Origin of the sequence: Luteococcus japonicus (genome assembly GCF_003752415.1) — a bacterium.
GTDB lineage: Bacteria > Actinomycetota > Actinomycetes > Propionibacteriales > Propionibacteriaceae > Luteococcus > Luteococcus japonicus.
Genome location: NZ_RKHG01000001.1, coordinates 2,475,613 through 2,488,775, shown reverse-complemented (window position 1 = coordinate 2,488,775; position 13,163 = coordinate 2,475,613). Strand labels below are relative to the sequence as shown.

Below are 13,163 nucleotides of genomic sequence, written 5' to 3'. Positions count from 1 at the left end.
TCTCAGCGGGCAGGGCTCAGCGGGCAGGGCGAAGCATGTACCAGCTGTCGTAACCCTGGCCCCGGCCCTCCCGGACGACGACGAAGCCGTGGCAGCGGTAGAGCCTCACATTCTGGGGAAGGTTGGTCTCCAGGTAGGCGGGCAGACCGGCCCCGTCGACCCGCGCCAGCCCACGTTCCAGCAGTTCGCTGCCGGCGCCGGTTCCTTGGTGACCGGGAGCGACGGCCAGTGCCAGCAGGTAGGCGTGCGGCTCCCGGATGATCTCCCGGTGCACGCGGACGTTGCATTCCTGGACGCGCATCAGCGCCACGGCGTCGCGCAGGCCGGCGGCCAGCGCAAAGCTCAGCTGCCCACTGCGCAGCGAGACCAGCAGCCCTGCCTCGTCCTGGGTGCCGTCCGCCCACAGGGCAGCTCCGACGGGTTCGCCCTCCCGATCCAAGAGGTCCAGCCCGCCACGGGGCGCGAACTGCCGGATCAGGGGGACCGGAAGGTCAGCGGCAAGGCGGCCTGTCGGCGCAGCGGGTCGGTGAGGGTGGCGGTGAAGACGGGATAGTCGCAGAAGGCCTGGCCGAGGATGCGGGCCGCGGTGTCCACGTCGCGTGGGTCGGGGGTGTGCTGGGTGGACATGACAGAAGGTTGCCACGAGCGCCGGTCAGGCCTTGCCACTCCACAAGGTGCATTTGAATGAGTGAGTACTCACTCACTAGGCTTCGTCGACGTGACACCACGAGCACCATCACTTCCCCCCGACGAACGCCGCGCCGAGATCGTGCGCGCCGCCCGCCCCCTGCTGCTGGAGCTGGGCGGCAGCTTCACCACCAAGCAGGTCGCCGAGGCGGCCGGGATCGCGGAGGGCACCCTCTTCCGCGTCTTCCCCACCAAGCGAGACCTGATGCAGGCCGTGATCGCCGATGCGATGGACACCACGGTGATCGTGCGGGACCTCGACGCAATCGATCGCACCGCCGGCCTCGAGACACGCGTGATGCTCACCGTCGGCAGGCTGCAACGCAGCATCGACGAGGTCTCGGCCGTCTTCGCGGCCCTCTTCCAGATACCCAGCCCCGAGGCCGACGAGCTGCGCCACAAGCCCAAGGAACACACCCCCGAGGGACAGGCCCTCCACGAGGCCCGCGCCCAGGAGCTCCACGCCGCCATCGTCCGCGTCCTGGAGACCGACGCCCAACGGCTCACCTGCAGCCCTGAAGAGGCCGCCAGCCTGGTGCGAGGCATGGCCTTCGCCACCAGCCATCCCCACATCTCGGACCGTCGGCTCACCGACGCCGCACGCATCGCGCAGCTCCTGCTGCACGGCATGACCAAGGAAGACCCGTGCTGATCAAACTCATCAACCGCCACATCAAGCCCTACTGGGGCCTGATCGGGGCCGTCCTCGCCCTGCAACTGGTGGCGACCATCGCGTCGCTCTACCTGCCCAACCTGAACGCCCGGATCATCGACCAGGGCGTCGCCCGCGGCGACACCCACTACATCTGGGTCCACGGCGCCTGGATGCTCGGCGTCAGCCTGGTCCAGGTGGCCGCGCAGATTGCCGCCGTCTGGTTCGGCGCCCGTGCCGCCATGCAGTTCGGCCGCGACGTCCGCGACGCCATCTTCCACCGGGTGCTGGGCTTCAGCAGCCGCGAACTCAACCACTTCGGCGCCCCCAGCCTGCTGACCCGCACCACCAATGACGTGCAGCAGGTGCAGCAGCTGGTGCTGATGACCTGCGTGATGATGATCAGCGCCCCCATCACCATGGTCGGTGGCATCATCATGGCCGTCCGGGAGGACCCGGGGATGAGCTGGCTCATCCTGGCCGCCGTCGCGGCCCTGGCCGCCGGCGTCGTGCTGCTGATCTGGCGGGTCACCCCGCTGTTCGGCATCCAGCAGACCCGGATCGACAACCTGAACCGGGTACTGCGCGAGCAGATCACCGGCATCCGGGTGGTGCGCGCCTTCGTCCGCGAACCCCACGAGGCCAAGCGCTTCGAGCAGACCAATGCGGACCTCACGCAGACCGCAACCAGCCTGGGGCGCCACATGTCCTTCATGTTCCCCTTCGTGATGCTGATCATGAACCTGGGATCCGTGGGCGTGATGTGGTTCGGCGGCCACCGGATTGCCGAGGGTCACATCCAGGTGGGCCAGCTGACGGCCTTCCTCACCTACCTGATGCAGATCCTGATGAGCGTGATGATGGCGACGATGATGCTGGTCTTCGCACCGCGCGCCGCCGTCTGCGCCGGCCGCATCATGGAGGTCCTCGACACCTCCAGCAGTGTCATCCCGCCCCAGGAGGGCGTCACCGAGCTGGCCGGACGCGGCGTGCTGGAGATGCGCGACGTCGAGTTCACCTACCCGGGCGCCGAGGTGCCCGTGCTCGACGAGATGGACCTGCAGCTCGCCCCCGGCCGCACCACCGCCATCATTGGTTCCACGGGCTCCGGCAAGTCCACCCTGGTCAACCTGATCCCCCGCCTCTTCGACGTCACGGGCGGGCAGGTGCTCGTCGACGGGATCGACGTGCGGGAGATCGACCCGGACACCCTCTGGGCCCGGGTCGGGTTGGTTCCGCAGAAGCCCTGGCTGTTCAGCGGCACCGTCGCCAGCAACCTGCGCTATGGCAAGCCGGATGCCACCGACGACGAGCTGTGGGCGGCACTGGAGACCGCCCAGGCCGCGGACTTCGTGCGCGAGATGGACGGCCAGCTGGAGGCGGAGATCGCCCAGGGTGGCACCAATGTCTCCGGCGGGCAGCGCCAGCGCCTGTCGATTGCCCGGGCCCTGGTGAAGAAGCCCGGGATCTACGTCTTCGACGACTCCTTCAGCGCACTGGACGTCGCCACCGATGCCCGGCTACGCGCGGCCCTGGCCAAGGAAACCACCGGTTCCGCGGTGCTGATCGTCGCCCAGCGGGTGAGCACCATCCGCGAGGCAGACGAGATCCTGGTGCTCGAGGACGGCCGGATCGTCGGCCGCGGCACCCATGACCAGCTCCTGGCGAGCTGCCCCACCTATGTCGAGATCGTCGACTCCCAGCTGAGCGCCGAGGAGGCAGCATGAGCACCCCCGAACACACCCCACGCCGCGCCCTGCCGGAGGCTTCGACAAGCTCGGCCGACATCAAGGACAGCCCCGGCACGACGCTCCCCGAGCCCGCCGAGGGGATGAATGCGGACCAGGCGGCGGCCGCGGCCGTCGACGCGCAGACCGCACCCGCACGCCCCAAGCACGGCGGGCGCGCCCAGGGCCCGATGGGAATGTCCATGGGAGGGGAGAAGCCAGTGAACTTCGGCGTCTCCCTGCGGCGCCTGCTCGGGCACCTGCGTCCCGAACGCCCCCTGATCGGCGGCGTCATCCTGATGGCCGCAGTGGGTGTGGGGGCCAATGTCGTCGGACCCAAGATCCTGGGCAAGGCCACCGACGTGATCTTCACCGGCGCGATCGGGCAGATGCTCGGCCAGCAGTTCCCGGCCGGGACGCCCACCAGCGTCGTCGTCGAACGGATGCGAGCCGGGGGCGGCGGCCAGTTCGCGGACATGGTGGAGAAGATGGGCGCCGTCCCCGGCGTCGGCATCGACTACGACCGGCTGGGGCACTGGCTGCTGCTGGCGCTCGCCCTGTTCGTGGGCAGCTCCCTGCTGGGCTTCGCGCAGGGCTGGCTCCTCAACGGCGTCGTGCAGCGCTCCATCTACCGGATGCGCCAGGAGGTCAGCTCCAAGCTGGACCGCCTGCCGCTCAGCTACTTCGACAAGCAGCCCCGCGGCGAGCTGCTGAGCCGCGTGACCAATGACATCGACAATGTCTCGCAGACCCTGCAGCAGACCCTCTCCCAGCTGCTGAATGCGCTGCTGACGCTGGTGGGCGTGCTGGCGATGATGTTCTGGGTGAGCTGGCAGCTTGCCCTGGTCACGCTGCTGATCATCCCGGTGAGCGGGGTGCTGGCCGGCATCATCGGCAAGCGTTCCCAGAAGCTCTTCGCGCAGATGTGGAAGTCCACCGGTGAGCTGAACGGCCACATCGAGGAGGCCTACTCCGGCCACGCGCTGGTAAAGACCTTCGGCCGCCAGAAGGAGGTGGAGCAGGTCTTCGCCCAGCACAATGACGGACTCTTCCGCAGCGCCTTCGGGGCCCAGTTCATCAGCGGCATCATCATGCCGGTGATGTTCTTCGTCGGGAACCTCAACTATGTGGTGATCGCCGTCGTGGGTGGCCTGAAGGTGGCCCACGGCAGCATGCAGCTGGGCGACGTGCAGGCCTTCATCCAGTACTCACGGATGTTCACCCAGCCGGTCACCCAGGTGGCCAGCATGAGCAACCTGCTGCAGTCCGGCGTCGCCTCCGCCGAGCGCGTCTTCCAGGTGCTGGATGCCCCGGAGCAGTCGCCGGAGGCCACTGGTTCGCTTCCGGAGCCGATCAGCGGCCGGGTTGTCTTCGAGGACGTCCGCTTCCGCTACCTGCCCGAGCGTCCGCTGATCGACGGGCTGGACCTGGTGGCCGAGCCCGGCCAGACGGTCGCCATCGTCGGCCCGACGGGCGCCGGCAAGACCACACTGGTGAACCTGTTGATGCGCTTCTACGAGTTGCAGGGCGGGCGGATCACCCTGGACGGCGTCGACATCTCGTCGGTGCCTCGACGAGAGCTGCGTGACCGGATGGGCATGGTGTTGCAGGACACCTGGCTCTTCGGCGGGACCATCCGGGAGAACATCGCCTACGGCAGGCCCGGTGCCACCGAGGAGGAGATCATCGCTGCCGCGACGGCCGCCTATGTGGACCGCTTCGTGCACTCGCTGCCCGACGGCTACGACACGGTGATCGACGAGGAGGGCTCCAATGTCTCCGCGGGCGAGAAGCAGCTGATCACGATTGCCCGGGCCTTCCTCAGCGACCCATCCCTGCTGATCCTGGACGAGGCCACCAGCTCCGTCGACACGCGCACCGAGGTACTCGTCCAGCAGGCGATGGCGGCACTGCGCAGTGACCGGACGAGCTTCGTGATCGCCCATCGGCTGAGCACCATACGCGACGCGGACCTGATCCTGGTGATGGAGCACGGCGCCATCGTCGAGCAGGGCACGCACCACGAGCTGCTGGAGGCCAAGGAGCACTACCACGACCTCTACCAGGCGCAGTTCGCGGCGCCGCTGGAGGACGACGCGGCCTGAGATGCTCGGCCTGAGCCACAAAGGCGCTCGGGTTCCCGTGATCCGCGTGTGTTGCCACACACGCGGATCGCAGGAACCCGAGCGTCTTTGGGTCGTGCAGCCTCAGTGACGGGCGCAGACCGTGCTCGCCGGGGCGTTCTTCCCGGAGAGCACCTTGTAGGCGCGCTTGAAGTCGGTGCAGCGCTCACGGTCCTCACGGGCGCTGTAGGCGTAGCCGACATTGCGGCTGACCCGGCCCATGTCGAACCTGTCGGCGGCCTGGTTGCTGGTTGGACGCAGCGTCGCCCAGTACCAGGTGGCGATGGCCGCGGAGTGCTTCGGGTGGGCAGCGGCAGCGGGATTGCGCTGCAGGTTGGTGGCGATGGACGGGTTCACCGGCTACAAGACCGCGGCCGTCGAAGCGATCGACACCGTGGTCACGGTGATGGACCCATTTCATGTGGTGGCTCTGGTCGGGGACAAGCTGGACCGCTGCCGGCAGCGCGTCCAGCAGGAGACGCTGGGGCATCGGGGCCGCTCCGGTGACCCGCTCTACGGCATCCGCCGCGTCGCCCGGACCAGGGCTGGGCTGCTGACCGAGAAGCAGCAGCACCGGCTCTCGAAGGTGTTCACCGATGATCGGCATGTCGCGTTCGAGGTCACCTGGAGCGTCTACCAGAACGTGATCGACTCTTACCAAGCCGAGCAGCCGGCCGAAGGAAAGAAGATCATGACCCGGCTGATCAGCAGCCTCCAGAGCGGGGTTCCGACTGGCCTCGATGAGCTGCGGTCGCTGGGGCAGACGATGAAGCGTCGCCGCGATGACATCCTGGCGTTCTTCGATCATCCAGGCACATCGAACGGTCCTACCGAGGCCGTGAATGGGTTGCTGGAGCACCTTCGCGGGACAGCGCGCGGGTTCCGCAGCATCGTCAACTACGTCGCTCGGTGCGTCCTCGACGCGGGCGGGTTCAGACCCCTGATCCACTCACTTCTGTGAAGAGCCGGTTTTCCGCCGAACTCGTCGCGGACGGCAAGATGGGGGCATGACCATCCACGCCGAGCACCCCTTCGCCAATCCGGATCGCGACGCCGCCCGCCAGCTGCGCGGCCGATTGGGTTCCCGTGTGGGCCTGCTGACGGCGGGAGCTGGGCGGGAGCGGGCGGGCTGGACGGTGAGCTCGCTCCTGCTGGCCGACGGCGACCCATGGCGGGCGCTGGCCCTGGTGGACCCGGACAGTGACCTGTGCGAGCGGATCGAGCAGACCGGAAGCGCCGTCCTGCAGCTGCTCGGCAGCGGCGACGAGTACCTCGCCGACGCCTTCGCCGGGCTGGCGCCGGCCCCCGGCGGCATCTTCCGGCTGGCCGCATGGGAACAGACCAGCGCTGGGCCGCGCCTGGTGGCCGCGGAGAACTGGGCGCTGCTCGGCCTGGAGGCGGCCGACGACCTCGGCTGGTCCCGTCGGCTCACCTTCACCGTCAACGAGGCCCACACCGGAGCCGACGATGCGCCCCTGCACCACCTGCGGGGCCGCTACCGGACGCTCGAAGGATGACCCGGTGAAGGAGTCAGCCGCCCACCCCGGTAGCGTGTGCGCGGCGGTAGAGACGTAGGACTTCTTGTCCGAGGCCCCCACAACCCGCCCCAGCGCAAGATCTTCAAGGGGAATGGCATGAGTGAGGTCTCACAGACCACCAGTACCGCCTACGCAGAGGAACAGGTGGCACTGCTGCATCGCACCCTGGGGCGTTTCGACATCATCTTCCTCATCATCTCCGCCGTCGTCGGCCTGGAGATGCTGGGCTCGGTGTCCACCTATGGGGGCCAGACCTTCACCTGGCTCCTGGTGCTGACGGTCTTCTTCCTGGTGCCCTATGCCCTGGTCTTCGCGGAGACCGGGTCCGCCTTCGTCGGGGAGGGCGGCGTCTACCTGTGGGTCCGCCAGGCCTTCGGCCGGCCCGCGGCGGCCGTCGCGTCGGCCTTCACCTGGATCACCCAGCCGGTGTGGGTGGGCGGCTCGATGAGCTTCCTGTGCGCGGAGGCGGCCCGCACCCACCTGGTGCACTTCTCCGAGGGGGGCGCCGGTGACTACGCCTTCAAGCTCGGTTTCATCTGGGTCACGGTGCTGGCCGCCGTGCTCAGCCTGAAGAAGGCGAAGTGGATCCCCACCGTCGGCGCCTTCTTCAAGGTCTCCTTCCTGCTGCTCTTCCTGGGCACCGCGCTGGTCTACGCCGCGCGCCACGGCCTGCAGCCCTTCAGCCTGGGGGACATGCGCCCGACAGTGGCCGGCTTCCTGGGGATCACTCCCCTGCTGCTGTTCGCCTTCCTGGGCTTCGAGAGCTCCTCCTCGGCGTCGGGTGAGATGAAGGATGCCCAGCGCGATGTGGCGGTCTCCGTGCTGCGCAGCTCCGCCAGCGCCGCGGTGCTGTACATCGTGCCGGTCCTCACCATCCTGCTTGTGGTCCCCGACGAGAAGATCGACGGGGTGTCCGGACTGATGACCGCCACCAGCACGGTCTTCAGCGTCTACGGCGGCGCGCACGGGCTGATGATGACCCTGGCGACGGCGATGTTCCTGCTGGCCAACACCGGCCAGGGTGCGGCGTGGATGATCATGAGCGACCGCATGCAGGCGATGGCCGCGGCCGACGGCTCCTTCTTCGGCGGCTTCTTCGGCCGATTCCACCGGACGCTCGGCACCCCGGTGCGGGTCAACATCCTGTCCGGCCTGGTGGCGACGGTCTTCATGCTGGCGGCCATGCAGCTGACGGGCACCTCCGCGTCGCTCTTCTCCGTGGTGCTGAGCGTCTCCATCACCACCTACCTGTTCAGCTACCTGTTGATCATCCCCGCCGCGGCGAAGCTGCGGATCGCCTTCCCGTGGCAGCCCCGCCCCTTCCGGGTGCCGGGCTCCGATGCCGTCTTCGTGGGGATGGCGACGGTGTGCACCGCCTGGGTGGCGCTCGGTTCCTGGGTGGCGATCTTCCCCGGCACCCTGGAGCGGCTGGCCGGCGTCGAGTACGACTTCGTCGACTCCTGGGGCGTCAGCTTCGGCCAGTTCGAGCTGCTGACACTGGGCACCCTGGCCTTCATCATCGGGCTGGCGCTGGTGGGTTTCGTGCTGGGCGCACCCATCCGCAGGGCGCTGCCCGCCGATGCGGAGATCCGCGAGGCCGAACCGGAGCCCGTGGCCTGAGCGGTCAGGACAGGGCCGGCCAGGACAGGGCCGGTCAGGACAGGGCCGGTCCGGACAGGGCGCTGCGCAACAGGTCCTGCTGATGCCCCGGCAGGGTCTGGGCAAAGCGGGTGAGCGCGGTCCGTTCCTCCGGTCCGGAGTCGGCCAGGGCCTCCCGCATGGCGGTGACGACGAGTTCCGCGCGGGTGAATCCGGCGACGTAGAGCCAGGCCCGGCCCTCCCGATCACGGTGGGTGATCCCCTTCTTGGCAAGCCGGTCGAGCACGGTCATGACCGTCGTGTATGCCAACGTACGGTCCTTCAGCAGATCTTCATGGATCTCGCGCACGGACACGGGATTCTCTTGCTGCCAAAGGATCTCCATGATCCGCATCTCAAGCCCACCCAGAATCGCCATGGGAAGAGCCTAGTTGCCGAGAGGCAATTGACTACCCCCAGTAGTACGGTCCGCATCATGGACGCCCAGATCATCGCCCGATGGCAATTCGGGATCACGACGGTCTACCACTTTCTGTTCGTACCGCTGACGATCTCGCTTTCCATGCTCGTCGCGGTACTCCAGACCATTTGGTACAAGACCGGGAATGACAATTTTCTCCGCCTCACAAAATTCTTCGGAAAACTCTTCTTGATCAATTTCGCGGCCGGTGTGGTGACCGGCATCGTGCAGGAGTTCCAGTTCGGCATGAACTGGAGCGAGTACTCCCGCTTCGTCGGCGACGTCTTCGGCGCGCCCCTCGCGCTGGAGGCCCTGCTGGCCTTCTTCCTCGAGTCCACCTTCATCGGGCTGTGGATCTTCGGCTGGGACCGGCTGCCCAAGAAGCTGCACCTGATGGCCATCTACCTGGCGGCCATCGGCACCATGCTCAGCGCCATCTTCATCCTGGCCGCCAACAGCTGGATGCAGAACCCGGTGGGTGCCGTCTTCCGCAATGGCCGCGCCGAGCTCACCGACTTCGGTGCCCTGCTCACCAACCCGGTCTTCCTGGCCACCTTCCCGCACCAGATCAGCGCCTCCTACATGGTGGGTGGCGGCCTGGTGGCCGGGCTTTCTGGCTGGCACCTGGCGCGCCTGCACAAGGCACGCCTGCACGCCGTCGCCGGCGAGGACCTCCACTACACCGGCACCACCGTGAAGGCCGAGCACATCGAGCGTGACATCACCACCTGGCGCTGGGCGGCCAAGTTCGGGGCCCTGGTCCTGCTGGGCGCCTCGCTGGCCGTGGTTGGCTCTGGTGACCTGCAGGGCAAGGTGATGACCGAGGTGCAGCCGATGAAGATGGCCGCCGCCGAGGCCCACTACGAGACCTCCGACAGCCCGGACTTCTCCATCTTCACCCTCGGCTCCCTCGACGGGACCAAGGAGGTGTGGAGCCTGAAGGTGCCCAAGCTGCTGTCCTTCCTGGCCCACGGCAACTTCGACTCCCAGGTGCAGGGCATCAACGACCTGGAGGCCCAGTACAAGGACAAGGGCTTCATCCGCGACGATGGCAGCCAGACCGAGCTGCAGAAGCAGTACGCGCAGGTGCTCAAGACGCTGCCCGTCGATGCCCGCCCGAATGTGGCCCTCAGCTACTGGACCTTCCGCATCATGATGGGCCTCGGCTTCGCGGGCATGGCCATCTCCGCCTGGATCCTGTGGGCGCTGCGCAAGGGCCGCAACCCGATGCCGGGCCGCGTGTGGATGATCGCCATGGGAACGCTCCCCTTCCTCCCGGTCTTCGCCAACTCCTTCGGCTGGATCTTCACCGAGATGGGCCGCCAGCCCTGGATCGTGGCCGGTGTGCTGCCCACCTGGACCGCCGTCAGCCCGTCGGTGAGCGCCGGTGAGGCCATCACGACGATGGTGCTGTTCACCCTGGTCTACGGAGTGCTGGCCGTCATCGAGATGGGCCTGATCCTGAAATGGAACCGGGCCGGCCTGCCCGAAGTGGCCCCCGTCGAGATGGTCGAGGACGAGGATGCCCCCTTGTCCTTCGCGTACTGAGGAAGGCTGACCACCCATGACCCCGATGCATGCTGACCCGACCACCCTGCAGATGGTGTGGTTCGGACTGTCCGCCGTGCTGTGGCTCGGCTACTTCTTCCTGGAGGGCTTCGACTACGGCGTGGGCATGTTGCTGCCCGTGCTGGCCCGCGACGACGACGAGCGGCGCGTGATGATCAACACCATCGGCCCCGTCTGGGACGGCAACGAGGTGTGGCTGCTCACCGCGGGTGGCGCCATGTTCGCCGCCTTCCCGGGCTGGTACGCGTCGCTGTTCAGCGGCCTCTACCTGCCGCTCTTCCTGGTGCTGCTGGGCCTGATCCTGCGCGGCATCGCCTTCGAGTACCGCACCAAGCGGGACTCCAAGGAGTGGAAGGCGGGCCTCGACTGGTGCGCCACGATCGGTTCCTTCCTGCCCTCGCTGGTCTTCGGCATCGGCTTCGCGAACTTCGTCAAGGGCATCAAGGTGGGCCCGGACCAGCTGATCGCCCAGGGCTTCTGGAGCCTGTTCAATCCCTTCGCCCTGCTGGGTGGCGTCCTGTTCGTGGTGCTCTTCCTGGCCCACGGCGCCGTCTTCATCGCGCTGAAGACCAAGGGCGAGATCCGCACCCGCGCCAACGGCTTCGCGCTGAAGGCGACCTTGGCCAGCGCCGTGCTGATGGCTGCATTCGTGCTCTGGCAGAACATTGCATGGCCGGCCGCCGAGACCTCGTGGCTGGGCACCGCCGCCACGGCGATCTGCTGGGTCTTCGGCCTCATGGCGGTGGCCTACTTGTTCATCGCCGCTGCGATGGTGAAGAAGGAGCGCGACGGCTGGGCCTTCGCCTTCACCGGCCTGGCCATCGCCTTCCTGGTGATCGACATCTTCGCCAAGATGTACGGCAACCTGGGCTTCATCAGCGCCGATACCGGCCTGCCGCTGGACATGACGACGGCCTCCAGCTCCCCCTACACGCTGAAACTGATGACCATCGCCTCCGGCTGTGCGGTGCCGGTGGTGGTGGGCTACCAGGCATGGAGCTACTGGGTCTTCCGCAAGCGCCTCGGTGTCGGCAACCTGCCCCAGATGGCCATCACGAAGCCGCGCCGCGGAGCGTCGACGGCCGGATGACGAAGGCGGCTGGCTAGGCTCGCGCCCATGGCAGGTCCGATCGACGCTCGCCTCGTGCGACGTGGCAGGGCGACCAGGTTCTTCCTGGTCGCCCTTGCCGTGGTCGGGGCCGTGCAGGCCGGCGCCATCGTCGCCCAGGCGCAGCTGCTGGCCGACGCGATCAGCCACGTCTTCGCCACCCATGACCTGAACGGAATGCGGGGTTGGACCCTGGGCCTGGCCGGGGTCTTCCTGCTCCGGGCGGCCCTGGGTTGGTTGCACCAGACGCTGGCCCACCACGCGTCGGCCGCTGTCAAGGCCGGCCTCCGACGAGACCTGGCGGCCGCCCGTCTGTCCCGTCCCTTGGATGCCTCGGTGAGCTCGTCGACGCTGGTGACCCTGGCCACGCAGGGACTGGACGCGCTGGACGGCTACTACTCGAAGTACCTTCCACAGCTGGTGCTGGCGGTGGTGGTTCCGCTGGTGGTGGGCGTCATGGTGCTGCGCCAGGACACTGCGAGCGCCGTGATCATCGCCGTCACCCTGCCCCTGATCCCGGTCTTCATGGCCCTGATCGGCTGGACCACGGAGCAGCAGGTGGAGCGACGGTGGAAGGTGCAGACCCGGCTGGCGAACCACTTCGCGGACCTGGTGGCCGGGCTGGCGACGCTGCAGGTCTTCGGCCGGGCGCGCGGCCAGCTGGAGGGCCTGCGGATCACCGAAGGACGCAACCGTGACGAGACGATGCGCACGCTGCGGATCAGCTTCCTGTCCTCCTTCGCCCTGGAGCTGCTCGCCACCCTGAGCGTCGCCCTGGTGGCGGTGACGGTGGGCTTTCGCGTGGTCTTCGCCCAGATGGACCTGCGCACCGCCCTGTTCGTGCTGATCCTTGCCCCCGAGGCCTATCTCCCGGTGCGCCAGGTGGGCACCCACTACCACGATGCCGCCGACGGGATGGCCGCAGCGGACCAGGCGCTGGGGATCATCGAGGCCTCGCGGATGGACTCGGCAGGCCGGTCCGGGGCAGACGACCAGGGGTCCGGTGTCCCCGAGACCGCGCCTCCTGGACGGGCGTCCCGGTCCGTTCTGCTGAGTCCGGGCCAGGTCACGCTGGAGGGCATTCGCCTGACGTGGCCTGGAGCGCCCGCACCCGTCCTCGACGACGTGGACCTGACGATTGCCCCGGGGGAGGTCGTCGCCCTCCAGGGACCGTCGGGTGGCGGCAAGTCCACCCTGCTGGCCGTACTGATGGGCTTCTTGGCGCCTGACTCCGGCCGGGTGCTCCACGCCGGAGCTGACACCGCCGAGGACCCCGAAGCCTGGAGAGCGGGTCTGGCCTGGGTAGGTCAGCAGCCCGGCATGCCGGAGGCCACCATCGCCGCCAACATCGAGATGGGTTGCCCGGGCGCCAGCCGGGAGCGGCTCCGTGAGGTACTGGATCTGGCCGGCGGGGCCGAACTGGACCTTGACCGGCCAGTGGGCGACGAGGCGGAGGGCCTTTCCGCGGGCGAACTGCGACGGGTGGCCACGGCGCGGGCCCTGTTGCGGATCCGCCACGGTGGCGCACACCTGCTGGTGATGGATGAACCCACCGCGGGTCTCGATGCCGCGGCGGAGGCGGCCGTGATCGATGCCGTGCGCACCAGCGGGGCGGGTGCCGTCATCGTGAGCCACCGGCCGGCGGTGCTGGCGGGCGCGGACCGCGTCGTCACCATTGGGGGTGTGCGGTGAGGCTCGTG

The 13,163-nt window shown here is 68.1% G+C and carries 12 protein-coding genes and 1 pseudogene; 9 read left to right on the top strand and 4 right to left on the bottom strand.

Annotated elements, in window-relative coordinates:
- Window positions 1-16 precede the first annotated feature (16 nt).
- Window positions 17-439: a GNAT family N-acetyltransferase gene (locus tag EDD41_RS11830; protein ID WP_211336648.1), complete on the bottom strand. Its 423-nt coding sequence runs from the start codon at window positions 437-439 to the stop codon at window positions 17-19.
- Window positions 440-474: 35 nt separating this feature from the next.
- Entirely contained in the window at window positions 475-627 is a 153-nt protein-coding gene (locus tag EDD41_RS16935; protein WP_170165360.1) for a hypothetical protein, read from the bottom strand.
- Window positions 628-688: 61 nt separating this feature from the next.
- Here EDD41_RS16935 and EDD41_RS11825 point away from each other — a divergent pair, with 61 nt between their 5' ends.
- From EDD41_RS11825 to EDD41_RS11815, 3 genes are all read left to right on the top strand, one after another.
- Window positions 689-1,339 carry a TetR/AcrR family transcriptional regulator gene (locus tag EDD41_RS11825; RefSeq protein WP_123576038.1) on the top strand — a complete coding sequence of 217 codons (651 nt, stop codon included), beginning with the start codon at window positions 689-691 and terminating at the stop codon, window positions 1,337-1,339.
- Entirely contained in the window at window positions 1,333-3,066 is a 1,734-nt protein-coding gene (locus tag EDD41_RS11820; RefSeq protein ID WP_123576037.1) for an ABC transporter ATP-binding protein, read from the top strand. Before EDD41_RS11825 ends, EDD41_RS11820 begins: the two co-directional genes overlap by 7 nt.
- 104 nt (window positions 3,067-3,170) lie before the next feature.
- A complete protein-coding gene (locus tag EDD41_RS11815) occupies window positions 3,171-5,171 on the top strand; it encodes an ABC transporter ATP-binding protein (RefSeq protein ID WP_123577071.1) in 2,001 nt (666 codons plus the stop codon).
- A gap of 102 nt (window positions 5,172-5,273) precedes the next feature.
- Here the strand turns inward: EDD41_RS11815 and EDD41_RS16930 are convergent, their stop codons facing one another.
- Entirely contained in the window at window positions 5,274-5,546 is a 273-nt protein-coding gene (locus EDD41_RS16930) for a hypothetical protein (protein WP_170165359.1), read from the bottom strand.
- On the opposite strand from EDD41_RS16930, the pseudogene EDD41_RS11810 reads away from it, so the two are divergent.
- The 3 genes and pseudogenes from EDD41_RS11810 to EDD41_RS11800 all read left to right on the top strand — a co-directional run.
- A pseudogene (locus tag EDD41_RS11810) lies at window positions 5,521-6,150 on the top strand (ISL3 family transposase); the annotation flags it as partial. The gene EDD41_RS16930 and the pseudogene EDD41_RS11810 sit on opposite strands and share 26 nt — an antisense overlap.
- A 46-nt stretch (window positions 6,151-6,196) precedes the next feature.
- A complete protein-coding gene (locus tag EDD41_RS11805) occupies window positions 6,197-6,706 on the top strand; it encodes a flavin reductase family protein (protein WP_094765066.1) in 510 nt (169 codons plus the stop codon).
- 117 nt (window positions 6,707-6,823) lie between these two features.
- Entirely contained in the window at window positions 6,824-8,347 is a 1,524-nt protein-coding gene (locus EDD41_RS11800) for an APC family permease (RefSeq protein ID WP_123576035.1), read from the top strand.
- 34 nt (window positions 8,348-8,381) lie between these two features.
- On the opposite strand, the gene EDD41_RS11795 is transcribed toward EDD41_RS11800, so the two are convergent.
- The gene (locus EDD41_RS11795) at window positions 8,382-8,744 is read right to left on the bottom strand and encodes a BlaI/MecI/CopY family transcriptional regulator (RefSeq protein ID WP_123576034.1); all 363 of its coding nucleotides are present in this window, start codon (window positions 8,742-8,744) and stop codon (window positions 8,382-8,384) included.
- A 57-nt stretch (window positions 8,745-8,801) separates the two neighbouring features.
- Here EDD41_RS11795 and EDD41_RS11790 point away from each other — a divergent pair, with 57 nt between their 5' ends.
- Genes EDD41_RS11790 through cydD form a run of 3 tightly spaced genes read left to right on the top strand, consistent with a single transcriptional unit; the run spans window position 8,802 to window position 13,155 of the window.
- Complete coding sequence (locus EDD41_RS11790) at window positions 8,802-10,334, top strand: cytochrome ubiquinol oxidase subunit I (protein ID WP_094765064.1); 1,533 nt, start codon at window positions 8,802-8,804, stop codon at window positions 10,332-10,334.
- Between the two features lie 16 nt (window positions 10,335-10,350).
- Window positions 10,351-11,445, top strand: a complete 1,095-nt coding sequence (cydB, locus tag EDD41_RS11785) for a cytochrome d ubiquinol oxidase subunit II (RefSeq protein WP_094765063.1) — start codon at window positions 10,351-10,353, stop codon at window positions 11,443-11,445.
- Window positions 11,446-11,472: 27 nt separating this feature from the next.
- The gene (cydD, locus tag EDD41_RS11780; protein ID WP_123576033.1) at window positions 11,473-13,155 is read left to right on the top strand and encodes a thiol reductant ABC exporter subunit CydD; all 1,683 of its coding nucleotides are present in this window, start codon (window positions 11,473-11,475) and stop codon (window positions 13,153-13,155) included.
- Window positions 13,156-13,163 lie beyond the last annotated feature (8 nt).